A 25,486-nucleotide genomic window follows, 5' to 3' on the forward strand; every position below is an offset into this window, starting at 1 on the left:
GAACGACCCGGCATGAAGCGTGCAAATGCAGTCAGTCGAGGGGCCGCGCAATCCTGCGCCCTGTCGTCAACATCGCGGAGGGCGTGATGCTCAGTCGTATTACTCAACGTCAGTTGGAGTATTTTGTCGCATCCGGGGAAGCGGGCAGTATCAGCGCCGCGTCGGAACGCATTCACGTGTCGTCGCCGTCCATTTCGGCCGCCATCACCCACATGGAATCCGAGCTGGGCATTCAGTTGTTCGTCCGGCACCACGCCCAGGGCATCTCGTTAACGGCCGTGGGCCGGCAGGTGATGCAAGAGGCCAAACTCATTCTTGAACAGATGAGCAACCTTTATACGATCGCGTCGGAATCCTTGAACACCGTGCGCGGGCCATTGCGCGTCGGCTGCATGCATTCGCTGGCACCGATGATCACCCCCGAGCTGGTGTTCGGCTTTGGTCGGGCGTTTCCGGGCGTGCGCATCAGCCAGGTCGAAGGCGACCATGAACAGCTGCTGGACAAGCTGCGCAGTTCGGAAATCGACATCGCGTTGACCTACGATTTGATCGCCAGTGAAGGCATCGATTTTCAACCGCTGGCGAAGCTCCCGCCGTACGTGATGGTCGGCGAACACCACCCCTTGGCCAACGTTTCGGCGGTGGGTATTCAGGACCTCGAACCCTATCCCATGGTGCTGCTGGACATCCCGTGGAGCCGGGAATATTTCCTCAGCCTGTTCATTCCCGCAGGCGTCACGCCCAACATCGTGATGCGCTCCAGCAACCTCGAAACCGTGCGCGCTTTGGTCGGCAACGGCATCGGCTACAGCATTGCCAACGCCCGGCCCAAAGGCAACATTTCCCAAGACGGCAAGCGCCTGATCCGCATCCGTCTGGCCGGTGAACAGCACGCCTTGCAACTGGGTTACGCCACCGCCAGCAACGCGCAGCCGTCCCGCGTGGTGTCAGCCTTCATCGAACGTTGCCGGATGTTCGTGTCGGACCAATACATCCCCGGCATGGCCGCGCCAAGCTTCTTCGACCCCCACGCCGTGCGGGCCGCCGCCGACGCCGAGTGATCGACCGCGCACCACGGTCGATCATCCCGCGCCGCCTCCGCTGCTTCGGATTTTCTCGCCCCAGTTCCAAGTCAGAAACGAATTTAACCGACGCCACCGTGCCTGCAGACTGCAGGCACAGGATGAGCCCAGGGACGATCACGGACACGCCGCACTGAAATGTGGCGCCCGCCGGAAGGCGGCCTGAGTGATGCGCCATTGCGGGGCGTTTTCGTTGCACGCCGATCGAGTGCGTTCCATCGCACATTTTTTGATCGCACGGCTGCATCGGATCTGCCTACTCACTGGTCCGGTTAATCCTAATTGACCGTTAGCGCGTCTCTCCCCGAATCTCGTTTCAACGGTGCAGCCGTGAGACGGGGTCGAGCGAGACGCCCGGTTGGACTTTCTGATTTTTTGGTAGAGCGCGGCGACGATGACATTCGACTGGAATTACATGTTTGGTTTGCTTTTCGATGCCGAGTTCTGGCGTGCGACGTGGACCGTCATCAAGCTGAGTTTCGTGACCTGGCTCGTCAGTATCGGCCTCGGGTTTTTCGTGGCGCTGGCCAAACAGTCCAAACGCCCGTTGCTCAGTGCCCCGGCCCGCGCCTACATCTGGCTGTTCCGCAGCGTGCCGCTGCTGGTGCTGCTGATTTTCGTCTACAACATTCCGCAGGCCTTTCCCTTGGCGTCAGTGGTCCTGGGCGACCCGTTCTGGGCCGGCTTGCTGGCGATGGTGATGTGTGAAACGGCATACGTGGCGGAGATTCATCGCGGCGGGTTGCTGTCGATTCACAAGGGGCAGACCGAAGCCGCACGGGCCCTCGGGCTGCGCTTTCTCGGCACGCAATGGCGGGTGGTGATCCCCCAGGCATTGCGGGTCGCGTTGCCGTCGCTGGCCAACGAATACATCTCCATCGTCAAGCTCAGCTCGCTGGTGTCGGTGATCTCGCTGACCGAGATTCTCATGGTCGGTCAGCGCCTGTATTCGCAGAATTTTCTGGTGATGGAGACGATGGCGGCGGTGGCGTTCTATTACGTGCTGATCGTCACCGTGTTCGACTTCCTGCTCAAGCGGCTGGAGACATACCTCGACGTCAACCAGCGCAACGTGTCCCGCGTCCCCGATGCCGCCGTGCTGGCCCTCGCCACGCAGCAACGTGAAGCCGTGCAACGCCCGATCACCACGGGTTTGCAAGCTCCGGCGTTGCAGGCCAACCGGTTGCACAAGGCCTACAACGACGTCGAAGTGCTGGGGGCGGTCAGCCTGAAGATTCAGCCCGGTGAAGTGGTGTCGGTGATCGGCCCGTCCGGTTCCGGCAAGACCACGCTGATTCGCCTGCTCAATGGCCTTGAGCAGATCGACAACGGCGACATCCAGATCAACGGCCAGCCGTTCATTCACCTGAACAAACAAGGTGCGCAAAAGCCGCAATACGTGGAGCACGCCGAGCACCGGTTGAACATCGGCATGGTGTTCCAGAGCTTCAACCTGTTCCCGCACCTGACCGTGCTGGACAACCTGCTCATGGCGCCGCGTTACCACCGTCTCGGTCGTCTCGATGACCTCAAACAGCAGGCCTACGCCTTGCTGCACAAGGTCGGGATGCTCGACCACGCCTGGAAATACCCGAGCCAGTTGTCAGGCGGTCAGCAGCAGCGCGTGGCGATTGCCCGGGCCTTGATGATGCGCCCGCAGATCATGCTGTTCGACGAGCCGACCTCCGCGCTCGACCCGGAAAAAGTCAACGAGGTGCTGCAGGTCATCGAAGCCCTCGCCCAGGAAGGCATCACCATGGTGATCGTCACCCACGAAATGAACTTCGCCTTCAAGGTGTCCGACCGGATCGTCTTCATGGAGAAGGGCCGCGTGGTGTGCGACGACGAGCCTCAGGTGCTGCGCAACGGCCATAACCCACGCGTCGACGCATTCCTCAAGGATGTCTCGCTGGCGTGATTCCCCCCATCGTCCACATTTGAAGAAAGGTAAGCAGATGATCGAGCAAGCGCAGATTGAGCAGTTCCACCGCGACGGCGTTCTGGTGGTGGAAGGGGTCCTCTCGGCGGACGAAGTGGCGGCATTGCAGCACGACTTCGACCAGTGGGTGGAAGAGAGCCGCAGCCACGAACAAGGCTGGGGTGAAACCATCGACGGCCGGGCGCGTTTCGACCTCGAAGGCGACCACCGTGCGGATCACCCGTCACTGCGTCGGGTCAGTTCGCCGACCGAGATTTCGGCGGCTTATTTCCAGGTCGCGCTGCAATCGCGCATGGCGCAAATCGCTGCGCAATTGATCGGTGGCAACGGCACGCGCTTTCACCACAGCAAGATCAATTCGAAGCTGCCCCACACCGCGACTCAGGTGAAGTGGCACCAGGACTTTTTGTTCACGCCCCACAGCAACGACGACATCGTCACCGCGTTGTTGATGGTCAGTGAAGTGACCCCGGAAAACGGCCCGTTGAATGTCATCCCCGGCAGCCACAAGGGGCCGCTGTGGTCCCACTGGCATGACCAGCGTTTCACCGGTGCCGTGGACGACGAGGTCGTCGATGAGCACTGCCAGACGCCTGTGGCCTGCTTCGGCCCGGCCGGTTCCGTCTGCTTCATGCACACCCGTTTGCTGCACGCTTCAAGCCCTAACGAGACCGAACTGCCGCGCACCCTGTTCATCGGTGTTTACGCCGCTGAAGACGCGCTGCCATTCGGCGAAAACCCTCTGCCCAGTGAGCACGCCGGCCTGATGGTGGCCGGTCAGGAAAGTGGCCTCGTGCGCTCCACGGCCAACCAGATGCGGTTGCCGCAGAAACCCCGTGGCGCTTCTTTCTTCGTGCAACAGGCCGGGCAAGACCGAACCACTGCCTAACTTCTCTTAACCTTGCGGGGATTCACCATGACAGCGTTGCACCAGATTGTTCGCCCTATTGCCCTGAGCCTGGTTGGCGCAGCGGTTGCGATGACCTCGTTGGCGGCCTCGGCCTTCCAGCAGGATGGCAAGATCATTGCCGGTTCCGATGTGACGTTTTTCCCGTACGAGTACATGGACAACAACCGTCCTGCCGGCTTCGACATCGAGCTGATGGATGGGTTGGGCAAGGTCATGGGGCGCAAGGTGGAAACCCTCGACACGCGCTTCCCGAACCTGATCACGGGTCTTCAGGGCGGTCGTTTCGACGTCACCAACTCGTCGATGTACATCACCGGCGAGCGGGTAAAAGTCATCGACATGATCCCCTACCTGAAAAGCGGCGAGTCGATCCTGGCAGTTAAGGGCAGCGCTTATCAGCCCAAGCGTCCAGAAGATTTCTGTGGCCACAAGATCGGCTCCATGGCCGCCACGTCGTGGTTGCAGCAGATGCACAAACTCTCCGATGAGTACTGCGTGAAAAACGGCTTGCAGCCGATCGCGATCAGCGAATACGCCACCGACCCGCAGACCACCCAGGCGATGCTCGCCCACGCCGTCGAAGCGCAAATCACCGACGCCGCCGTGGCCCGTGGTGTGGTGGACAAGCTCGGCACCCGCGTGGTGATTTCCTCCGACACCCTGATCTACCCGGTGCTCAACGGCTTCGGCGTGAAGAAGGGCAACGATGCGGTCAAGACGGCACTGGTCGATGCGTTGGCCAAGTACCGTGCCACCCCGGAATACACGGCGCTGCTGAAGAAGTACAACTTCGAAGCCCCGACTGACGAAGACATCGCCGCACTGATGCCAAAACCCTGACACCAGCCGGTAGCGTGCGCCGCATCCCACGGTGCGGCCACGCCCTGTGGAGACCTGATTCATGGCGTTATCACTCGAAGAGCAGGCGCGCATCGACCTGGCCGCGACCTTTCGCATCGTCGCCCACTTGGGCATGCACGAAGCGGTCGCCAACCATTTCAGCGCCGCCGTCTCGGCCGATGGCAAGCAATTCCTGATTAACCCGAAGTGGAAACACTTTTCCCGCATCCGCGCCAGCGACCTGTTGCTGCTGAACGCCGATGACCCGGCCAGCGCCGAGCATCCCGACGTCGACTCGACCGCGTGGTCGATCCACGGACAGATTCACCAGCGCCTGCCGGAAGCCCGCGCGGTGCTGCATTTGCACCCGGTCTACACCACCGCCGTGGCCTGTCTGGCCAAGCCTCAAGTGCTGCCCATCGACCAGAACACCGCCCGCTATTTCAACCGCATCGCCGTGGACGACATGTACGGCGGCATGGCCGACACCGAAGCCGAAGGCGCGCGCCTCGCCGGTCTGCTCGACGGCAAACGCCGCCTGCTGATGGGTAACCACGGCGTCATGGTCATCGCCCCGAACATCGGAGAAGCATTCGACGATATCTGGACCCTGGAACGCGCCTGCCAGATCTACGTGACAGCCCTGTCCACCGGCCAGCCGCTGCGGGTGCTGGCCGATGACGTGGCGGAAAAGACGGCGAAAGGTTGGGAGAAAATCACCGACTTTTCTCGGCGGCATTTTGAAGAGATGAAAGAACTGATGATTGAGATGGATGGGTCGTTGGTGGATTGAATCCGCGAGTGGGCGCCGGTTGCTGTTCCAAGGTGGACGGCGCCCAGGCGGGTTCAGGTGCTTGCCCCTGTGCGTTCCAATGCTGCGTTCTCTCGCACCGGCCAGCTCTGAGCAATCCCGAACGCCACCTCAAACACGGTAAAGCCCAGCAGCAGAAAGCTCGCCCCGTGGGTCACGGCATACAGTTGCCACAGGGCGAACAACCCACGGGCCAGCGCATCGTAGAGGCCCACGATTCGGCTGGCATGTCTCAAGCGCCACAGGGACCAGACCACCACCACGCTGCCCAGCAAATTGGCGAGCAGCATGGCCGTGACGTCCAGCGTCGGTATTGGGCGATCCAGTCCCAGCGTGTCGGACATTTTCGCAAACCCCTCGAACACCCACGTCGCCGTCCAGGGCGTCATGAAGCCTGCCGTCACCACCAAGTCATATCCGGCGCTGGCCCGGACGATCTGTTTATTGCGCTTTACGCTGACCATCGTCATCCCTCACAGTTTGAGCCCGCAGGCTAAAGCCTGGTCCTAAGTCCAGAGTCAATACGGGCGTCGAGCATCATGAGAATTGGCGAAGTGGCAGCGCTGACCGGGGTCTCGGTGGATGCGTTGCGGTTTTACGAAGAGAAGCAGTTGATCAAGCCGCAACGGACGGCCAACGGTTATCGGCTGTACCCCGAGCAGACCGTGCAGTTGGTGGGGTATATCAAGCTGGCGCAGCAGTTGGGGTTTTCACTGGCAGAGATTGGTGAAAATTTGCCGCTCTTGTGGAACAGCGAGGCGGTGTCGGCAGAGGTGCTGGCGCGGCTGTTTGCGGAGAAGATCGCGGTACTGGACGCGAGGATCGCGCAGATGAGCATGTTGCGAGGGTTGTTGGTGGAGCGGGCAGGGCAGGTGTGTCCGTTGTTGGCGTCGAACTAAGAGGGTTCTTCGGCACGCTGCAGATCCCTGTGGGAGCGAATTTATTCGCGAAAGGACTTGGCAAGCGACACATTCGTGTCGGATGTACCACCTTCGCGAATGAATTCGCTCCCACAGGGTGATGTGGATTGCCAGGATTTTGTGACTGAACCGATGACTTTTTAGCGGCACGGTGTGCTGCAGGGTGTGGGTCATTCAAAGGGCTTCGGCACGCCGCCAATCCCTGTGGGAGCGAATTCATTCGCGAAAAGGTTTGGTAAGCGACACATCTGGGTCGGATGTACCGCCTTCGCGAATGAATTCGCCCCTACAGGTTCCGAGGCTCAACGAGTATTGATCGACGCGCTGGCCCATGCATTCACTTGCTCAAAAACTTCGCCGCATAGATCGCCCTGGCCCGGTCCATGTGGCCGTAGGACAGGCGGTCGAGGCGTTCGCGGTCGCAGGTGCGCAGGGCGTCGACCATGTCGGCGTGTTCCTGACAGGCTTGCGCCAAGGCTTCGGTGTCGGCCACGCCGTAGGCGCGGGCGGGGAAGCTGAGCCAGTCGTGGAGGCGGATGGATTCGGCGAGGTAGGGGTTGTCGCACAGGCCGTACAGCTCGCGATGGAACTGCATGTTGGCGCGGTTGATCTGGATGATGTCGCCACTCTGGGCGGCGTCGGCGTGGGCCTGCATCGCGGCGGTCACCCGGTCGAGACGTTCGGGGTCGACCGGCAGTTTCATCATCGTTACGGCGGCGCGGTGCAGCACGCTGCGCATGCGATAAAGGTCGTCGAGGGCCTGGGCGTCGAAGCGGCGGATCTGCGCGCCAAGGTGCGGCGGTTTCACCACCACGCCCAGTCGTTCAAGCTCCACCAGCGCAGCGCGAACCACGTGGCGTTTGGCGTCGTAATCGTCCATCAGATGATCTTCGATCAGCCGCGTACGGGGCAGAATCCGGCCTTTGATGATGTCCGTTTCAATCGCTTCGATCACCGCCGCCACCGGTTCGGGCAGGGCGTGGTGGCTGTGTTCCGCGCTCATGTGGCCGTCAAACTTGCTCATCGATTGTTCTCGTTATTCTCAAATTCGTTCATCCGGGATTGGCAGATCGATGCCAGATCCCTGTGATTTCACGACCGTTCCCTGGAGGATGGCAGCAAGGCGTTATCAATAATCTTATCACCATTAATGGCGACAACGTGCTGGTTGTTTCGGCGCCGGACATGCACGCAGACTGGCTTCAATCAACAAGAACTGGAGCCGTCATGAACGCTTTCACACCCGAAGAATTCCTCATCAGCACCGACCCTGCCACCGGCCTGCAAGTGGGCAGGGTACGGGTGACGCCGGTCGACGAACTTGACGCCATTGTCGCCCGTGGCTGGAAGGCATTCAACGAGTCCGGCTGGAAAGCCCTGTTGCCCCATCGCCGCGCGGCGGTGTTGCGTGCCATCGCTGACGGCCTGGCGGCGGAAAAGGAAACCCTCGCGCAACTGCAAATGCGCGACAACGGCAAGCCCATCGGCGAATGCCGTGGCATGGTCGATTCGGCCGTGGGTACCTTCCTGTATTACGCCTCGGTGTGTGAAACCCTGGAAACCGACGTCACCCCGGCGCGGGGCGATTACGTGTCGTTCACCGTGCTCGAACCCTACGGTGTGGTCGCGGCCATCACCCCGTGGAACTCACCGATCATGAACGACGCCACCAAGGTCGCCCCGGCTTTGGCGGCGGGCAACGCGGTGCTGCTCAAACCTTCTGAAGATTCGCCGCTGCTGGCCCCTGAACTGCTGCGCATCGCCCTGGCCGCCGGTCTGCCGGAGGGTCTGCTGCAAGTGGTGCAAGGTCGCGGCGCCACCGTCGGTGCGGCGCTGGTTGCGCACCCTGGCGTACGCATGGTGTCGTTCACGGGCGGCACTCAATCCGGTCAGGCCATCGGCAAGGTGGCCGGCGAACGTCTGATTCCGGTGGCGCTGGAACTGGGCGGAAAATCTCCTCACGTGGTGTTCGCTGACGCCAACATCGAACACGCTGTCGCTGCCGTCGTGGCCGGGATTTTCGGCTCTGCCGGGCAGTCTTGCGTCGCCGGTTCGCGCCTGTTCATCGAAGAAAGCATTTACGACGACGTCCTTGAGCGTGTGGTGCAGCGTGCACGAGGACTCAAGGTCGCGGCCCCTGACGCTCAAGGCGTGGAAATGGGCCCACTGGCCTCGTTCCACCATCGTGAGCGGGTGATCCGTTTCGTGGACCGCGCCCGCGACGAAGGCGGCCGCATTCTGTGTGGCGGTGGCGTGCCGGTGGGCGTGGAGTACGCGAAGGGCGCCTATTACCTGCCGACCGTGATCGACGGTCTGGGTCCGGACGCATTGTCGTGTCAGGAGGAAGCCTTCGGCCCGGTGCTGGTGGCGCTGCCGTTCAAGGACGAGGCCGATCTGATCGCTCAGGGCAACGGCACCGCCTTCGGTCTGGCCTGCGGCATCTGGACCGAAAGCTTCAAGCGCGCGTGGCGCATCGGCCGTGCCCTCGAAGCCGGTTCAGTGTGGATCAACACCTACAAGCAGTCGGTCACCAGCACGCCGTTTGGCGGGTTCAAGAACAGCGGCATTGGCCGCGAAAAAGGCATCGATGGCCTGCGTCTATACGCGCAAGTGAAGAGCCTGTACTTCGGCCTCCACGAGAGCCCGCTGGCAGTCGCCAAGTAATGCGGGAATGCGGGTGATCGGCGCCTGGCGGAGCAGGGCCGATCACCCGTCGAACACGTCCGGATCTGCCGACCGTTTTGTGTGCAGCGGTCATCGAAAATAACAATAGCCACCTTAAGGTGATGTCATGTCCGAAGCGAATCGCTTGCTTGAATCCACGACCATGAAACGCGTGATGTTTCGCGTCGTGCCGTTGTTGGTCATCTGCTACATCGTGTCTTACCTCGACCGGGTCAACGTGGGTTTCGCCGCGTTGACCATGAACCAGGAGCTGGGCTTTTCTTCGGCGGTGTACGGGCTGGGGGCGGGGATTTTCTTCCTGACGTATTTCCTGTTCGAGGTGCCGTCGAACCTGATGCTGCACCGCTTCGGCGCCCGTCGCTGGATCGCCCGCATCATGTTCACCTGGGGCATCTTGTCGGGAGCGATGGGGCTGATCCCGCAAATCTCCCACGCCACCGGCCTGAGCACTGAAACCGTGTTCTACACCCTGCGCCTGTTGCTCGGCGCGGCGGAAGCCGGGTTCTTTCCCGGTGTGATTTTCTTCCTCACGCTGTGGTTTCCCAGCGCGTACCGGGCGCGGGTCGTGGGCTATTTCATGACCGCGCTGCCGTTCTCCAGTGTGATCGGCGCGCCGCTGTCCGGCTGGTTGCTCGGCATGGGCAGCCACGACGGGCTCTCGGGCTGGCAGCTGATGTTTCTGCTGGAAGCAGTCCCGGCGTTGATTCTCACCGTCGTCGTGCTCAAGTGCCTCACCGATCATCCCCAACAAGCGACCTGGCTCGCTCCTGAACAGCGCGACTGGCTGACTCAGCGCCTGGCCGATGAAGAACGCGCCGGTCCGCAGGACAGCAAACCGGGCGTGTGGAAGACCCTGTCCCACCCGATGGTGCTGCTGCTCGGGCTGGTGTATTTCAGCGTGGTGTACATGAACTACACCATGGGCTTCTTCCTGCCGACGATCATTCGTGACTTCGGCCTGACCACCTTGCAGACCGGTCTGGTCGCAGCGATCCCGCCCATCGTCGGCACCCTGAGCATGGTCTTCTGGGGCCGTCGTTCAGACCGCCATGGCGAGCGCAAATGGCACCTGGTGTTCGCGTTGGCCGTCGGCGCCAGTTGCTTCGCGGCAGCGGCGCTGGTGAGTTCGCCGGTGTTGATGATGATCTGCTTCGCCGTCGCCGCGTTCGGCATCTACGGCTGCCAACCGGTGTTCTGGACCTTGCCGGGCACGTTCCTTTCGGGCGGCGCGGCGGCCGCGGGGATCGCCACCATCAACGCATTGGCCAACCTGTCCGGTTTCATGGGGCCGTCGGTGATGGGCTGGATCAAGACCTCGACCGGCGCCTACAGCGGCGGGCTGTTGCTGGCCGCTGGCATGGCGGCACTGGCGACGCTGGTGGTGGCGAGTTTCGGTCGCGAACGCTTCCCCGTGCGCACCGTCGTCACCGGTCAATAAAACAAAAAGGAGCGCTTCATGAAGTGGGAAATCTACGCGTTGCGTTATGGCATGCAGAACCGACAGGCCGGTGACAATTTCTTGCATGCCCCGGACCCCCATGACGCCGACATGCCCCTCGATTATTTCGTCTGGCTGTTGCGCGCGGACGGGAGGGAGATTCTGGTGGACACCGGGTTCAGCATCGAGACCGCGCAACAGCGTGCGGCCAAGGCGCCCAACGACCGCCGCACCCGGACTATCCTGCGCCCGGTGGACGAGGCGTTGCGCGCCATGGACTGCGACCCGGCCTCGATTCGCGACGTGGTGATCACGCACCTGCATTACGACCACGCCGGGAACCTGAACCTGTTCCCCAACGCGCGCTTCCATTTGCAGGACCGTGAGATGCAATTCGCCACGGGCCGGCACATGTGCATGGGCTGCATGCGCGGCGCGTTCGATGTCGAGGACGTTGTGACCATGGTCCGCGCCGTGTACGCCGAGCGGGTGGAATTTCACGACGGCAACGCGACCATCGCCCCCGGCGTCAGCCTGCACCACGTCGGTGGTCATACCGATGGCCTGCAGATGGTGCGGGTCGAAACGGCGCGAGGCCCCGTGGTGCTGGCCAGCGATGCCGCGCACTTCTACGGCAACCTGGAGCGCAAGGACCCGTTCCCGATCTACTTCGACCTCGGGGCCATGACCCAAGGCTGGCGCGTGGCGCGGGCGCTGGCAGGCGGTGATGACACGCGGGTGATCCCGGGCCACGACCCGCAGGTGCGGCTGTCGTTTCCACCGTTGCCCGGTTCCGACGGGGAGACTGTGCAGCTGCACTTGCCGCCGCTCAGATCCTGAACATCGGCGCTGAACGGCCTGAGTCTGAATTGACCATAAAAAGGATAAAAACCATGACCACTCTGTCTGCCACGCTGGCCGCCGAGGACAACTCGGCGATGAAGTCGGCGGTGCGCAAGTTCTACCAGCGCATGGTGCCGCTGACCGTGCTAATGCTGCTGATCAACCAGATTGACCGCACGAATCTGGGTTTCGTCCAGGATGCACTCAAAGCCGATCTTGGCATCGGCGCCGCAGCATTCGGGCTGGGCGCCGGGCTGTTTTTCATCGGCTACGCGCTGTTCGAAGTGCCGAGCAACCTCTACCTGAAAAAGCTCGGCGCGCGGGTGTGGCTGACCCGGATCATGATTTCCTGGGGCCTGGTTACGCTGCTCATGGCGTTTACCCAGGGCGAGACCAGCTTCTACGTGCTGCGTTTTCTGCTGGGGGCGATGGAGGCCGGGTTTTTTCCGGGGGTGATTTACTACTTCAGCGTCTGGCTGCCGGACGCCCATCGCGGGCGGGCCGTGGCAATTTTTCTCAGTGCGTCGGCCCTGGCCTACATCGTCACTGGCCCGGTCAGCGGCGCGCTGCTGGAAATGCACGGCTGGCTGAACCTGGCAGGCTGGCGCTGGATGTTTCTGATCGAAGGCGGCGTGTCGATCCTCATCGGTCTGGTGAGCATTCTGTGGCTGGTGTCGAACATCAAGGATGCCAAATGGCTGAGCGCGGAAGAGAAGGACGCCCTGCAAACGGCGGTCGATGCTGACGATGCGGCGCGGGTCACGGACCAGCAGCACCAGTCGCAGCTCAAGCTTTTGATGCAGCCCACGGTGCTGAAACTGTGCGCGATCTACTTCACCTCGACCATGACCGGCTACACCGTGACGTTCTGGCTGCCGGGGATTCTGCGTCAGATCGATGGCATCAATAATTTCCAGGTGGGGCTGCTGTCGGCGGTGCCGTGGATCTTCGCGGTGATCGCGATGTACACCCTCGCCAAGCTCACCGATAACAAGGGCCATCGCAAGTTGCTGGTCGCCGGGGCATTGCTGCTGATGGCCATCGGCATGCTGCTCGCCACCTTTGGCAGTCCGTGGTTTGCGCTGTTTGCGCTGACCATCGCGGCGGTCGGTTACAAGTCCTGTAACTCGGTGTTCTGGTCCATGACCGCAGTGTCGCTGGAGCCGAAAGCGCTGGCCGCAGGCATCGCGCTGATCAACTCACTGGGCAACCTCGGCGGGTTTGCCGCGCCCGCCACGTTGGGCGTCATCAAGGAACAGACCGGTTCCATTCAAGGCGGCTTGCTGGGCCTGACGGCGTGCTCGCTGATCGGCCTGGCGTTGGTGCTTTCCCTGAAGACGCGCAAGGGCGTCTGACTGTTTTTTCGGCGTCGTCAGGTTCGAACCGGCGCCGATCTTTTTTACATTCGTTGGAGATCGATATGCAAAACGCAGTAGCCGTCTATGGCCTGGGTAACATGGGTTTTCTGATCGCCGAGCGCATCGCCAAGGCGTTCCCGGTGAAAGTCGCCGATCTGGATCAGGGGCTGATCGCTCGCGCCGCCGATCAGTTTTCCGCCGTGGCCATTGGTGGGCCGGAGACGCTGAGCGAAACGTCGGTGATCGTCCTGTCGCTGCCCAGCCCGAGCATTTCCCAGGCGGTGGTCAAGCAGATCGCGCCGCACCTGAGCGCAGGGACCGTGGTGGTCGAAACCAGCACCGTCAACCCGGAAGACATGCACGCCTTGCAGCGCCTGCTCAAACCCCACGGCATTGAAGTGATCGACGCGTCGGTGCTGGCCGGTGTGGGGCAAATGGCGGCAGGCACGGCGTCGCTGGCCATTGGCGGTTCTGCTCAGGCGGTGGAAGCGGCAAAGCCGGTGCTGGATGCGATTGCCGACAAACAGATTTATTTCGGTGAGACCGGTGCGGGCGCCGCAGCGAAAGTCATCAACAACGCCGTCGCCCACGCAGTGATGGTGGTGATTGCGGAAGCAGGTTCGATGGCGACGGCGGCGGGGGTGGATACGCAAAAACTGATCGCCATGCTGTCCGACGCGCAAATGGGCATCCAGCGCCCGCTGACCCACCGCTACGCCGAGCGCATCGTCGACGGCAATTACAGCGGCGGCATGCCACTGGATGCCGCGCGCAAAGACTCGGTCCTCGCCCTGCAACTGGCGCAAAACCTCGGCGTACCGCTGTTCGCCATTCAGGGTTCGCATTCGGTTTACGAGATGGCCGCGAATGCCGGTTACGGGCGTGAAGACTACGCCGCCATCGCCAAGCTCTGGGCCGATTGGGGGCGTCCGGCGGTGCCGGGTTCGAAGGGCTAAGCCCGATTTGCAAATGACATCTGTGGGATTCTGAGGTGTTCACACGTCTTCGGCACGCCACCAATCCCTGTGGGAGCGAATTCATTCGCGAAAGGATTTGGCAGGCGACACATGTGCGTCGGATGTACCACCTTCGCGAATGGATTCGCTCCCACAGGGTTATGTGCATCGCCAGGATTTTGTGAACGACGCCATGCCTCTATAGCGGCACGGCTTGCCGGCGGTGGCGCACTCACGATCGCTGCCGCCAGCAAACAGGACGTTTACGGAATCACAACTTCGGCAATTGCCCGATCCGTCCAAACATCTCGGTCACGATCTGCAAGTCCAACAAAAACTGCTCGGTGGTCTTGAACTCGCTGTCGGTGTGGCCGGTGTATTTGACGTCGGGGCGGGCCAGGCCGAATTGCACGCCGTTGGGCAGTTCATGGACCGAGGTTGCGCCCGCCGAAGTGCCAAATGTATGCGCCATGTTCAGGTTTTCACTGGCCACGGTCAGCAGCGCCTTGACCCATTCGCCTTCCGGATTGCGGTACATCGGCTCGGCAATCGACACGTCGAACGCCGGAGTGATGCGCGCTTTCTCGGTCCAGGCATCGAGCTTTTTACCGATCTCGGCCTTCAGGCTTTCCGGCGACTTGCCCTTCGGCACACGCAGGTTGACTGCCAGCTTGAACGCTTTGTCGTCCTGCGCCACGTAGGTGAGCGAAGCCGTCAGCGGGCCCATGAAGGCATCCGAAAAACCAACGTCCAACTTCTCGCCCAGATAACCCAGCCCCCAGTTGTCCGTCGCATAACGGGCCGCGTCGGTAATCGCGTTGTGTTTGAGCGCCACCTTGCCGTCGAGGCTGTTGAGGAAGCCCAGCATCCGCGCCACCGGATTCACACCCGATTCCGGCTCGGAGGAGTGCGCCGACACGCCGGTCACGGTCAGGCTGACGCCTTTGCCCTCGACCTTGGTGTTGATGTCGAAATTGCCGCCGTTGCGCTGCACGTAATCGACCCCGGCTCTTTGCAGCTCGGCTGCCAGCGCTTCGGGTGTGTCGGTGACGAAGGTGGCCACCGAGCGCGACGGAATCTGGTTCGTCGCCATGCCGCCGGTCATCGACGTCACCTCGGCGCCTTGACCTTCAGCGGCACGGCGAGGAAAGGTCGCCATGACCGTGCCGTAGCCTTTCTCGGCGATCACCACCGGGTAGCTGCCGTCCAGCGCGAGGTTGTATTCCGGCACCGGGTTGCGCTCGAAATAATAGGGAATCGCGTCGCCTGCGGTTTCTTCCGTGGTGTCCACCAGCAGCTTGAACGTGCGGGCCAGCGGCAGCTTTTCTTCCTTGATGATCTTCATCGCGTACAGCGCCACGACGATGCCGTTCTTGTCGTCCTCGGTGCCCCGGCCGTACATGCGGTCGCCGATCAGCGTGACCTTGAACGGGTCGAGGTGCGTGCCGTCTTCCAGCACCCAGTTCTCCGGCGTCACCGGCACCACGTCAGCGTGGGCGTGAATGCCGACCACGTCCTTGCCCGCGCCTTCGAGGGAAATCTCGTAGACCCGATTGTCGATGTTGCGGAAGTTCAGGTGGAAGGATTCGGCGAGGCTTTTGATCTTCGCCGCGATCTCGATGAACGCGGGGTTCTCGTGCTGTGGCACGCCGTCTTTACGAACGGTTGGAATCGCCACCCACTCACGCAAGGTTTCGGTGGCCGCTGCGCCGTACTTCACGCGGGCGTACAGCCCGAGCAGACGATGAATCTCGTTTTGCTGTTCGGCGGTCAGGGGTTTGTTGGCGAGAAACGCAGTGATGGCGGGCGTGAGTGCGTCGGTTTTTGCGAGGTCGCTCTTGCCGACACGGTCGAGGAACTGCCTGAAGTCCTTGACCGATGCATCGTTGAACGAAGAGAGAATCGCGGTGCCCTGTTGGGGAGTAAGGTTGGCGAACGCGGCAGGGCTGAACGACGAAAAACTCGCCAGCACCAGCGTGGCCGCAGCCAGGTGCTTGAGGGAAACATTCATTGCGTAGGGCATTCCTTTGCAGGCTTTTTTGAGGGATTTCTGATCGCTTGATCAGAATGATCTGCACGCTAACAGCGCAGGGGAGGAGGGGAAACCTTTGTCAGCTGATGTGTCGCGATGATGAGAGGAAGTGGCGCAGATTTGAAAAAAAAGCACGCTATTGGTTGGGCTGCCTCTGTAGGAGCGAATTCATTCGCGAGGGGCCGGTACGGCCGATACACAAATATCGCCTGTGCTGCCGTCTCGCGAATGAATTCGCTCCTACAGGTAGTCCGTGTATTCAAGGGCGTGCCGGGAATAAGCGATTTCCCTGTAGCAGTCCCACGCTGTGCGATGCGATCAATCCTGTAGGAGCAGCCGGAGGTTACGACGGCCGCGGAGGCGGTGTATCAGATAGCCTGAAGCGCGCTAATACACCGCAGATCTTCTTTACTCGTTGATCCGCGGATGCTGTTGCACCAGCTCTTTGCGCTTGGCTTCCAGCTCCGCGATCTGCTGATCGAGGTCTTCGATCTTCTGTTCGATGTTGTCGTGGTAGTCCTCCAGCAGCTCTTTGGCTTCTTCAAGGTTGGAGGCCGCCGGGGCTGCGCCGCGCAGGGGTTTGTTGGCGGTTTCTTTCATGGTCAGGCCGGTCACCAGACCGATCACCGCGACCACCATCAGGTAGTACGCCGGCATGTACAGGTTGTTGGTGGTTTCCACCAGCCAGGCGGCGAGGGTGGGGGTGACGCCCGCGATCAGCACCGAGACGTTGAAAGCACTGGCCAGCGCGCTGTAACGGATGTGCGTGGGAAACATCGCGGGGAGGGTGGACGCCATCACACCGATGAAGAAGTTGAGCACCACGGCGAGGATCAGCAGCCCGGCGAAAATCAGGCCGATCTTGCCGCTGATGATCAACATGAACGCTGGAATCGCCAGGATGAACAGCGCGATGCTGCCAACGATGATGAAGGGTTTGCGGCCGATCTTGTCGCTGATGAAACCGATCAGGGGCTGCACGAACAGCATGCCGACCATGATCGCAATGATGATCAGCACACCACGGTTTTCGCTGTAGTGCAGGTTGTGGGACAGATAGCTCGGCATGTACGTCAGTAGCATGTAGTACGTAACATTGGTCGCGACCACGATGCCGATGCAGGTCAACAGGCTACGCCAGTGCTGGACGGCGACTTCCTTGAACGAGACTTTCGGGCCGTGGGACAGGCCCTCGCGGTCACCCTGTTCGAGCTTCTCCACGTGCTGCTGGAACGCCGGGGTTTCTTCAAGGGCGTTTCGCAGGTACAGACCTAGCATGCCCAGCGGCAGGGCGAGGAAGAACGGCAGGCGCCAGCCCCATTCCTGGAATTTGTCTTCGCCGATGACGGCGGAAATCATCACCACGATGCCCGCGCCCAGGACAAAACCGGCGATGGAGCCGAAGTCCAGCCAACTGCCGAGGAAGCCGCGTTTGCGGTCCGGCGCGTACTCGGCGACGAAGATCGACGCGCCGGTGTACTCACCACCCACCGAAAAGCCCTGGGCCATTTTCGCCAGCAACAGCAGGATCGGCGCCCAGATGCCGATGGAGGCGTAGGAGGGGATCAGGCCGATGGCCGTGGTGCTGAGCGACATGATGACGATGGTCGCGGCGAGGACTTTCTGTCGGCCGTATTTGTCACCCAACGCGCCGAAAAACAGGCCACCCAGTGGGCGAATCAGGAAGGGCACCGAGAAGGTCGCCAGCGCGGCAACCATTTGCACGCCAGGCGAGGCGCCGGGGAAAAACACCTTGCCGAGGACGTAGGCGACGAAGCCGTACACGCCGAAGTCGAACCATTCCATGGCGTTACCGAGGGCGGCCGCGGTGATCGCCTTACGCATCTTCGCGTCATCGACAATCGTGATGTCCTGCAGCCCAATCGGTTTGACTTTTTTCTTGCCTAATTTCATACGGGTCACTCAGTTGCGGAATCGGTCTAGCCTGCAGATGCCATCGTAGTGGTGGCACCGCTCTACCCGATCAGATACATGAGGACACGAAATAATTCAGCGAGGGGAGTGAATTCATTCGCCAAAAGGGGCTGTACAGTCGATACATCCCTGTCGCTTGATCCATCATTCGTCGGTATGCCGCCCAGAATAAATTCGCTCCCACAAATGTCCAGCGCCGCCGCGAAGGTTGGGGTCTGGCACGGGTTCAACTGTGGGAGCGAATTCATTCGCGAAGGGGGCCTTACAGTCGATACATCCTTGTCGCCTGCTCCGTCTTTCGTCGGTATGCCGCCCAGAATGAATTCGCTCCCACAGCTTTTTCACGGGACCGGCATCTTGCGCTGCCGGTCCTGCGAAGCCTTAAGGGCGAATGTCAGCCTTGAACCACTTCTCGGACAGGCGTTTCACGGTGCCGTCTGCCAAAGCTTCTTTCAGCGCACCGTCGAATTTCTCGCGCAGGTCGTTATCCGCCTTGCGGAAGCCCAACGCTTCGCCCGGGCCCCAGATGTCGCCGCCGATTTTCGGGCCGATCATTTTCACGGCGGCGTTATCCGGGGTTTCGAGAGCAGAGGTGAAGAAGGTCACGTCGTCGAACGCGAAGTCGATGCGACCGGCGTTCAGATCGAGCAGGTGCTCGGCGGACTTGGCGTAGGTGCGAATGTCCGCCACGCCGGTGAAGTTGTCTTCGACGAATTTGGTGTACGCCGTGCCCGTCTGGATACCGAGGGTTTTGCCCTTGAGCATCACTTTCATTTTGTCGATGGCGGCTTTGTCTTTCGTCGGATCGCCGCTCAGTTTGAGCACTTCATTGCTCGGCATGCTGGCGATGATCTTCGGATCGGCGCTGACGAACACGGCCTGGGTGTTGGCGTAAGGGATGGAGAACGCGATCTCGTTCTGACGCTCGGGGGTGATGACGATGGCGTCCATCAACACGTCGAACTTGCCCGCGTTGAGGCCGGCGATCATGCCGTCCCAGTTCTGCGCTTGCAGCTTGCATTCGAGCTTGATGCGGGCGCAGACGTCTTTCAGCAACTCAGGCTCGAAACCGGAAATCTCACCGCTGGGCAGGGTGATGTTCCAAGGCTCATAGGCCCCTTCGGTTGCAACGCGAACCGAAGTCCATTCCTTGGCGCAAGCCGCTCCGCCGAAGACCAGGCTGCCGCCCAGTGCTGCACACGCGAGGATTTTTTTAGTGACGTTATAGGTGTGGCCCATGTATTTCCCCATCTGGTTGAAAGGACTGGCAGGTCAAGCTAGATCAAAAGCCGCGAATCGTCTGTTTTTATTATGCTGCTGTGTTTTCGGTATTTGGCTGGGCCGCACGCCCATAAAAACCGATCTGCTCTTCGGCGCTGAACATCACGCCAGGCTTTTCGTAGTACGAGAACACCGCGACCATCCGTTCGCGTTGACCCTGTACCGGCGTCACCCGGTGCGCGGTATTTTTCCCACGAAACACATTGAGAGTGCCAGCGCTCAGACGCAGTTTCTGCACCTCGGGGTCGTTTCCACGCAACAAGTCGGCCACGCCGTCGTAATTGGGATCGTCCGCCGTGCGCAGGTCGGTGCGGTATTCGAACTCGCCTCCGGCTTCCGGCGCCTGGAGCATCAGCGTGGTGGTGAACTCCGAACGGTCGAAGTGCCAGTTCAGGGTTTCGCCTTCGCGATAGCTCATCACATTGACCCGCGCCAGAGGGTCGGCCATGACGTACAGCGCCGGTTTTTCCATCACCGCGCTGAGGAACCCCACCAGCGGCGGGTATTCGTAAACCTCGGTGACGACCGTGCTGGCGAGCTGATCGCCGCACAAGGTATGGCTGACCGTCTCGACCTTTTTCAGGGCCGGGTGATCGGCGGGCAATTCCGGGATCTCCGGCTTAAAGTAGATGTTGTGCGAGCGTTTGTGCGTGTGGGAATCGGCGTCCATGGTCGGTTGAATCTGCCGAGCGGCCAGTCCGACGTGTTCGTTCTGAATGAAGCCTTCAAGGCTGAACATGCCGTTGCGGGCCAGTTCGTCGCGCGCCTTGTCGACCAGCGCGTTCCATTCCTCGCTGCCGACGCGGTCGAGCGGGTAGCGTTGAAGATTGATGACGGTGTTCATATCGGCACTCCTTGTTGAAGGGCGGCCTGTTCGTGCAAGGCCGCTGAGGTATGGCCTAAAGCTAACGTGGGGAAATCTTCGCAACAACGGCAAAAATTGTTAGCCTCCCCCTAGAAAAACTTGGGGAAGACGCTCATGAAACGATTGCCACCCTTGAATGCCGTGCGCACCTTCGAAGTGGCAGCGCGGTTGGCGAGCTTCGTCGCAGCCGGGAAGGAGCTGGGGGTTTCCGCCGCAGCGGTGAGCCAACAGGTGCGCCATCTAGAGGAATACTTCGGCAAGAAGCTCTTCGTGCGCAGCGGTAATCGCCTGTCGTTAACCGACGCCGGGCTGGCCATTTTCCCGCAGACCTCACGGGCGCTGGACGACATCGCCGCCATGACCGTTCGCCTCCTGGAAGGGGAAATGCGCACACGGTTGATCGTCAGCGTGCCGTTCTCCCTGGCGGAGGTGTGGCTGGCGCCGAAGCTCGCGGCCTTGCTCGAAGGCTACCCGCAATTGTCGGTGGACGTGCGGGTCGAAGACGATCCCGTGGACCTGGCCCGGCACGACGTCGATATTCGCGTCAGCTATGGCGACTATCACTACCCCGGCCTCGAAGCGATCCCGCTGGTGCACGATCACGTCGTGCCACTGTGCGCGCCGGAATGGTGGTATCGCCACGGCAACAGCGAGTTCGACCTCACGCGGATTCACGAAAGCCTGTTCATTCACACGCAATGGGGGCCGAATTACGCGTCCCATCCGACGTGGAGCGACTGGTATGCCAGTGAGATCGGCCAGCCGTCGCCAGACCCGGCACTGGGCCGCCGCTCCGGGCTGTCGAGCCTGTCGATCACCTTGGCAAAGCTCGGATGCGGGATTGCGCTGGGGCAAAAGCTCATCGCCCAGCCTGATCTGGCGGCGGGGCGGTTGATCGTGTTGTCTGCGCGTTCGCTGCCGCTGGGGCACCCGTACTGCGCGTTTGTGCCGACCGAGAAACGCAAGCGAGCGAATGTGCAGAGTTTTCTGGGGCTCTTGTCTGACGCATGAGGTGATATCGAGACTACCCCGCAGGGCATCGCTTTGGCGATCCTACGTGTTACACCCCGACGCACTCCAATGGCGCCAGATGTTTCCCACCGCCCCAAACCGATGCGTCCTACGCGGCCTGAACAAAATACCCACATACCCCGCTACGGAACCTTATCCCCCTTCAAACGCCTGAACAGAGGGGTTGCAGCCCGATCGGCAACGACCCCAAACGATCTGGCAATCAAATTGCATATGCTTGTAAAGACAAGTATGTATGAGTTGGGGGTGTCGCCAGACACCGGACCTTGAACTGTTTGCGGCGGGAATGACGCTATGGATCTCTTACAGCTGCTCAGCTTCGGTAACGGCGGGTGGGGCGCGGCCTTGCTCAAGGCTGCGGGCATGACGGTGGTGCTGACATTGGCGGCGTTGCTGGTGGGGGCGGTGGCTGGCAGTGCCGTCGCGGCGGCCAAACTTTCGCGCCGCCGCTCGTTGCGTTACCTCGGCGACGCCTATTCGATCCTGTTTCGCGGGATTCCTGAATTGCTGGTCATCTACCTGTTCTACTTCGGCGGCGCCACCGTGATGGGGGCCATCAACCATTGGTTCGGCGGCGAAGGGTTCGTCGACACGCCACCGTTTCTGGTGGGCGCGCTGGCGGTCGGGCTAATCTCCGGCTCCTATCAGGCGGAAGTCTACCGGGGCGCCTACCTTGCCATTGTGAAGGGCGAACTTGAAGCCGCGCTGGCCATCGGCATGACCAAGGGCATGCGCATCCGTCGCGTGCTGATCCCGCAAGTGTGGCGTTACGCGCTGCCGGGGCTGGGCAACGTCTGGCAGATGACCCTCAAGGATTCGGCGCTGATTTCGGTGATCGGCCTCGTCGAACTGATGCGCGCCAGTCAGGTGGCAGCGGGTTCCACGCGCCAATACTTCACGTTCTATATCGTCGGCGGCGCGTGTTACCTGATCCTCACCGGGTTGTCAGGACGCCTGTTCAACATTGCCGAAAACCGCGTGCAGCGCACCCAGCGCCGCAACCCGAACGCCTGAGAGGGGAACCACGATGATCGATTTTGCCTTTCTCAGTGACACGATGCTCAAGCTGCTGGCGGCGTTGCCCACCACCCTGAGCCTGTTCTTCGCCAGCCTGTCCATCGGCCTGTTGCTCGCCGTGGGCGTGGTCTCGCTGCGCGTCAGCCGCTGGCCATTTCTGAGCTACCCGGCACGCTTCTACATCTGGCTGTTTCGCGGCACGCCGCTGCTGATCCAGATGTTCCTCATCTATTACGGCCTGGGCCAGTTCTCGGCCATCCGCAGCAGCTTCATGTGGGAAATCCTGCGCTCGCCCTATGGTTGCGCGGTGGTCTCGCTGGCGATGTGCACGGCGGGTTACACCGCTGAAATCCTGCGCGGCGGACTGCTCGCCGTGCCTCAGGGCCAGATCGAAGCGGGCAAGGCCGTTGGCATGAGCCGCTGGACCTTGCTGTACCGAGTAATTGGTCCGGTCACGTTGCGTCAGGCGTTGCCCGCCTATTCGACCGAAGCGGTGTTGATGGTCAAATCCACGGCCATTGCCAGCCTGGTGACGGTGTGGGACGTGACCGGCGTCGCCCAGCAAATCATTCAGCGCACCTACCGCACGATGGAAGTGTTCCTCTGCGCGGCGGTGATTTATCTGGTGCTGAACTTCCTCATCGTTCGCTTCATGTCGTGGATCGAGTACCAACTCTCGCCGCACCTGCGCGAACGCCCTGTACAGCCGGTGGCCACCCCGGCCGCTGAAACGCCTCCATCCCTTTGAACACTGCGGAGCCCGTCATGAATTCAACCATCGAGACCGCGCTGTCGGTCACCAACATCTGCAAATCGTTCGGCTCGGTTCAGGTGCTTAAGGGGATTTCGCTGGACGCCCACCGCGGCGACGTGATCTCCATTCTGGGGGCCAGCGGCTCGGGCAAGAGCACCTTCCTGCGCTGCATCAACCTGCTGGAGTCTCCCGATGAAGGCCGCATCGTGCTGGGCGGTGAAGTCATCGAAATGAAGCAGAACGGCAGCGGGCGACTGATGCCGAGCAACACCAAGCAGGTCGAGGCGATGCGCAGCAAACTGGGCATGGTCTTTCAGAGCTTCAACCTGTGGTCGCACATGACCGTGATGCAGAACATCATCGAAGGCCCGATGCGCGTGCTCAAACGCTCCCGCGCCGAGTGCGTCGAAGAGGCCGAACAACTGCTGCACAAGGTCGGCCTGTATGACCGCCGCGATTACTACCCGGCGCACCTGTCGGGCGGTCAGCAGCAACGGGTGGCGATTGCCCGCGCGCTGGCGATGAACCCGCAGGTGATGCTGTTCGACGAACCGACCTCGGCGCTGGACCCCGAATTGGTAGGCGAAGTGTTACGGGTCATGCGCTCGCTGGCGGAAGAGGGCCGCACCATGTTGGTGGTGACCCATGAAATGGGTTTCGCTCGGCACGTGTCGAATCGCGTGGTGTTCATGGCGCAGGGGCTGATCGACGCCCAAGGCACGCCGGATGAATTGTTCGAAGGCTTGCCCACCGAGCGTTTCCGCCAGTTCGTCGCCAGCCACAACCAGCGCGCCGCAGAGTGATCGCGGCCTGGCGCCCCATGCATTTGCTGGGGCGTAGGGAGCACCGTAAGCTAGCGCCTTTCCCACGAGAGGCCCGGCCATGGCGACGAACATCATAACCAGAGAAGGCCACACTGCCTTGAAGGCGGAGTTGGACCATCTGTGGCGGGTGTATCGCCCGGAAATCACGCAGAAAGTGGCCTGGGCGGCGTCCCTCGGCGACCGCAGTGAAAACGCCGATTACCAGTACAACAAAAAGCTGCTGCGCGAGATCGACCGCCGCGTGCGCTACCTGCGCAAGCGGCTTGAGGACGTCAAGGTCGTGGACTATTCGCCGGAGCAGGAGGGGCGAGTGTTCTTCGGCGCGTGGGTCGAGATCGAGAACGACGAAGGCGAAGCCAAACGCTTTCGCATCGTCGGGCATGACGAGATCTACGGGCGCCTGGATTACATCTCCATCGACGCGCCCATGGCCCGCGCGTTGTTGAAAAAGGAAGAGGGGGATGAAGTCACGGTTCAGACGCCGAGTGGCGAGGCGAACTGGTATGTGAGCGGGATCAGGTACGGCGCGGAGGGATAAAGCTGCGAACCCTTCTGACCGACTGCAGTTTGATAACGGGTGCGGCCGCTGGCTCTTCATCGCCTGACCCACCTTCGCGAATGAATTCGCTCCCACAGGAGTTAGTGTCGCCGGGGAGTTCTGGGCCTGGCTCCGGCTCAACTGTGGGAGCGAATTCATTCGCGAAGGGGCCAGTACAGGCTGTACATCTCCATCGCCTGACCCATTTTTCGCGAATAAATTCGCTCCCACAGGAGCTAGTGTCGCCGGGGAGTTCCGGGCCTGGCTCCGGCTCAACTGTAGGAGCGAATTCATTCGCGATGGGGGCCGTCCTGACGATACATCTCCAGCGTCTGGCCCCTTTTCGCGAATGAATTCGCTCCCACAGGAGTCAGTGTCGCCGGCGAGTTCCGGGCCTGGCTCCCACAGGTTCAATCTCGGCGCTCAGCCTGCAAAACCTCCCGCCGATACTGCCCCGGCGATTTCCCGTGCACTCGCCGAAACGCCACCCCGAATGCCGCGTCGGAAAGGTAACCCAAGGACGCCGCAACGGTGGCGACACTTCCGGTGCCAGTGGCCAATCGTGCAGCGGCCACGCGCATGCGCCAGCGGGTGGCATATTCCACGGGAGGCTGGCCGACCCGTGCCTTGAACAGGGCCGCGAAGCTCGAACGCGAAAGGCAGGCGATGTCGGCCATTTCGGCCAGTTTCCAGGGCTTTTCCGGGGCGCTGTGGATCGCGCGCATGACGTTGGCAACAGCCGGTTCCCGCAACCCCGCAAGCCAGGCGAGATCAGCAACGTTGGCGGTGCTGATGTGATGGCGCAGCGCGTGAACGAAGATCAGCCGCAGCAGGTCGTTGCACATCGTGTACGCCCCGGCTAGCGCCGATTGCCACTCCCGGTCCAGTTCATCCAGCAGCCAGGCGAAGGAAGATGCTCCCCCCGACTCGGCGCGGATGACGATCGCCGGTGGCAACAGCGCCAGCAAGTCGCTCGCACCGGGGCTGACCAGCGAGACGCTGCCACCTAACAGCTCCACCTCATCTCCGACGCCAAAACTCGCCGACGCACCCGACGGCCCGAAAACCTCGGACGCATTCACGGCTTCAAGTTCGGGGGCGCTCGCCAGCACGAACGGCGTGCGGGACACCACAAAACAATCCCCCGCCTGCAAGCGGCGGGGCGGCTGATCGGGCAGGCACAGCCAGCATTCGCCCCGACGCACCACGTTGAATTTCAGCTCGATGGGCCGGAAGCGCAACGCCCATTCGCCACCGGCTTGCAGCCGCACCGAACACGCGGCGCGCAGGCCCGCCAGGGAAAGGATGTCGGAGAGAGGATCGGAAACTGGGCTTTGGATGATCACGACAGAAAACCGGATGATATGAACTGGTTCGTCCCGGCAGCTTAAAGAAGAATCGAGCGCTCCGATACCCACCGAGAACA

General features: G+C 61.4%; 23 protein-coding genes. 16 read left to right on the plus strand and 7 right to left on the minus strand.

Annotated elements, in window-relative coordinates:
• Positions 1–86: 86 nt before the first annotated feature.
• The 5 genes from ACIQAL_RS14630 to ACIQAL_RS14650 all read left to right on the plus strand — a co-directional run bounded on the left by ACIQAL_RS14630 (position 87) and on the right by ACIQAL_RS14650 (position 5,564).
• On the plus strand, positions 87–1,061 hold the full coding sequence (locus ACIQAL_RS14630; protein WP_166595425.1) for a LysR family transcriptional regulator: 975 nt from the start codon (positions 87–89) through the stop codon (positions 1,059–1,061).
• A gap of 415 nt (positions 1,062–1,476) precedes the next feature.
• A complete protein-coding gene (locus ACIQAL_RS14635; RefSeq protein ID WP_401146512.1) occupies positions 1,477–3,000 on the plus strand; it encodes an amino acid ABC transporter permease/ATP-binding protein in 1,524 nt (507 codons plus the stop codon).
• A gap of 37 nt (positions 3,001–3,037) precedes the next feature.
• Positions 3,038–3,910 (plus strand): phytanoyl-CoA dioxygenase family protein, encoded by an 873-nt coding sequence (locus ACIQAL_RS14640; RefSeq protein ID WP_401146514.1) that lies wholly within the window; start codon positions 3,038–3,040, stop codon positions 3,908–3,910.
• A 27-nt stretch (positions 3,911–3,937) separates the two neighbouring features.
• Positions 3,938–4,771 (plus strand): ABC transporter substrate-binding protein, encoded by an 834-nt coding sequence (locus tag ACIQAL_RS14645; RefSeq protein WP_401146516.1) that lies wholly within the window; start codon positions 3,938–3,940, stop codon positions 4,769–4,771.
• Between the two features lie 61 nt (positions 4,772–4,832).
• Complete coding sequence (locus ACIQAL_RS14650; protein WP_401146519.1) at positions 4,833–5,564, plus strand: class II aldolase and adducin N-terminal domain-containing protein; 732 nt, start codon at positions 4,833–4,835, stop codon at positions 5,562–5,564.
• 53 nt (positions 5,565–5,617) lie between these two features.
• Here ACIQAL_RS14650 and ACIQAL_RS14655 read toward each other — a convergent pair whose 3' ends face one another.
• Positions 5,618–6,046: a hypothetical protein gene (locus tag ACIQAL_RS14655; protein WP_401146522.1), complete on the minus strand. Its 429-nt coding sequence runs from the start codon at positions 6,044–6,046 to the stop codon at positions 5,618–5,620.
• A gap of 75 nt (positions 6,047–6,121) precedes the next feature.
• Here ACIQAL_RS14655 and ACIQAL_RS14660 point away from each other — a divergent pair, with 75 nt between their 5' ends.
• On the plus strand, positions 6,122–6,481 hold the full coding sequence (locus ACIQAL_RS14660; protein WP_401146525.1) for a MerR family transcriptional regulator: 360 nt from the start codon (positions 6,122–6,124) through the stop codon (positions 6,479–6,481).
• A gap of 358 nt (positions 6,482–6,839) precedes the next feature.
• Here the strand turns inward: ACIQAL_RS14660 and ACIQAL_RS14665 are convergent, their stop codons facing one another.
• Positions 6,840–7,526: a GntR family transcriptional regulator gene (locus tag ACIQAL_RS14665; protein ID WP_401146527.1), complete on the minus strand. Its 687-nt coding sequence runs from the start codon at positions 7,524–7,526 to the stop codon at positions 6,840–6,842.
• A gap of 203 nt (positions 7,527–7,729) precedes the next feature.
• On the opposite strand from ACIQAL_RS14665, the gene ACIQAL_RS14670 reads away from it, so the two are divergent.
• From ACIQAL_RS14670 to ACIQAL_RS14690, 5 genes are all read left to right on the plus strand, one after another.
• Positions 7,730–9,166 (plus strand): aldehyde dehydrogenase, encoded by a 1,437-nt coding sequence (locus tag ACIQAL_RS14670; protein ID WP_401146529.1) that lies wholly within the window; start codon positions 7,730–7,732, stop codon positions 9,164–9,166.
• 127 nt (positions 9,167–9,293) lie between these two features.
• Positions 9,294–10,625 (plus strand): MFS transporter, encoded by a 1,332-nt coding sequence (locus tag ACIQAL_RS14675; protein WP_401146532.1) that lies wholly within the window; start codon positions 9,294–9,296, stop codon positions 10,623–10,625.
• An 18-nt stretch (positions 10,626–10,643) separates the two neighbouring features.
• On the plus strand, positions 10,644–11,465 hold the full coding sequence (locus ACIQAL_RS14680; protein WP_401146533.1) for an N-acyl homoserine lactonase family protein: 822 nt from the start codon (positions 10,644–10,646) through the stop codon (positions 11,463–11,465).
• A gap of 53 nt (positions 11,466–11,518) precedes the next feature.
• Positions 11,519–12,823, plus strand: a complete 1,305-nt coding sequence (locus tag ACIQAL_RS14685) for an MFS transporter (RefSeq protein ID WP_401146536.1) — start codon at positions 11,519–11,521, stop codon at positions 12,821–12,823.
• A 65-nt stretch (positions 12,824–12,888) separates the two neighbouring features.
• The gene (locus ACIQAL_RS14690; RefSeq protein WP_401146539.1) at positions 12,889–13,782 is read left to right on the plus strand and encodes an NAD(P)-dependent oxidoreductase; all 894 of its coding nucleotides are present in this window, start codon (positions 12,889–12,891) and stop codon (positions 13,780–13,782) included.
• Positions 13,783–14,053: 271 nt separating this feature from the next.
• Here ACIQAL_RS14690 and ACIQAL_RS14695 read toward each other — a convergent pair whose 3' ends face one another.
• The 4 genes from ACIQAL_RS14695 to ACIQAL_RS14710 form a co-directional block, all read right to left on the minus strand.
• Positions 14,054–15,793, minus strand: coding sequence for a dipeptidase (locus ACIQAL_RS14695; RefSeq protein WP_401146542.1), 1,740 nt, complete (start codon positions 15,791–15,793; stop codon positions 14,054–14,056).
• Positions 15,794–16,222: 429 nt separating this feature from the next.
• Positions 16,223–17,728, minus strand: a complete 1,506-nt coding sequence (gene proP, locus ACIQAL_RS14700; RefSeq protein WP_166595443.1) for a glycine betaine/L-proline transporter ProP — start codon at positions 17,726–17,728, stop codon at positions 16,223–16,225.
• Positions 17,729–18,130: 402 nt separating this feature from the next.
• The gene (locus ACIQAL_RS14705) at positions 18,131–18,988 is read right to left on the minus strand and encodes a transporter substrate-binding domain-containing protein (protein ID WP_401146545.1); all 858 of its coding nucleotides are present in this window, start codon (positions 18,986–18,988) and stop codon (positions 18,131–18,133) included.
• 70 nt (positions 18,989–19,058) lie between these two features.
• Positions 19,059–19,874 (minus strand): 2OG-Fe(II) oxygenase, encoded by an 816-nt coding sequence (locus ACIQAL_RS14710; RefSeq protein ID WP_401146546.1) that lies wholly within the window; start codon positions 19,872–19,874, stop codon positions 19,059–19,061.
• 135 nt (positions 19,875–20,009) lie between these two features.
• Here ACIQAL_RS14710 and ACIQAL_RS14715 point away from each other — a divergent pair, with 135 nt between their 5' ends.
• The 5 genes from ACIQAL_RS14715 (at position 20,010) to greB (ending at position 24,060) form a co-directional block, all read left to right on the plus strand.
• Positions 20,010–20,906, plus strand: a complete 897-nt coding sequence (locus ACIQAL_RS14715; protein ID WP_341964233.1) for a LysR substrate-binding domain-containing protein — start codon at positions 20,010–20,012, stop codon at positions 20,904–20,906.
• Positions 20,907–21,221: 315 nt separating this feature from the next.
• Positions 21,222–21,941, plus strand: a complete 720-nt coding sequence (locus ACIQAL_RS14720; protein WP_401146548.1) for an ABC transporter permease — start codon at positions 21,222–21,224, stop codon at positions 21,939–21,941.
• A 13-nt stretch (positions 21,942–21,954) separates the two neighbouring features.
• Positions 21,955–22,692: an ABC transporter permease gene (locus tag ACIQAL_RS14725; RefSeq protein WP_166595448.1), complete on the plus strand. Its 738-nt coding sequence runs from the start codon at positions 21,955–21,957 to the stop codon at positions 22,690–22,692.
• Between the two features lie 17 nt (positions 22,693–22,709).
• Positions 22,710–23,501 carry an ABC transporter ATP-binding protein gene (locus tag ACIQAL_RS14730; RefSeq protein WP_166595449.1) on the plus strand — a complete coding sequence of 264 codons (792 nt, stop codon included), beginning with the start codon at positions 22,710–22,712 and terminating at the stop codon, positions 23,499–23,501.
• A gap of 79 nt (positions 23,502–23,580) precedes the next feature.
• Positions 23,581–24,060, plus strand: coding sequence for a transcription elongation factor GreB (greB, locus tag ACIQAL_RS14735; RefSeq protein WP_401146553.1), 480 nt, complete (start codon positions 23,581–23,583; stop codon positions 24,058–24,060).
• 410 nt (positions 24,061–24,470) lie between these two features.
• Here greB and ACIQAL_RS14740 read toward each other — a convergent pair whose 3' ends face one another.
• Complete coding sequence (locus tag ACIQAL_RS14740) at positions 24,471–25,406, minus strand: AraC family transcriptional regulator (RefSeq protein ID WP_401146556.1); 936 nt, start codon at positions 25,404–25,406, stop codon at positions 24,471–24,473.
• Positions 25,407–25,486: the final 80 nt, after the last annotated feature.

Origin of the sequence: Pseudomonas sp. NPDC088368 (genome assembly GCF_044753445.1) — a bacterium.
GTDB lineage: Bacteria > Pseudomonadota > Gammaproteobacteria > Pseudomonadales > Pseudomonadaceae > Aquipseudomonas > Aquipseudomonas bambusae.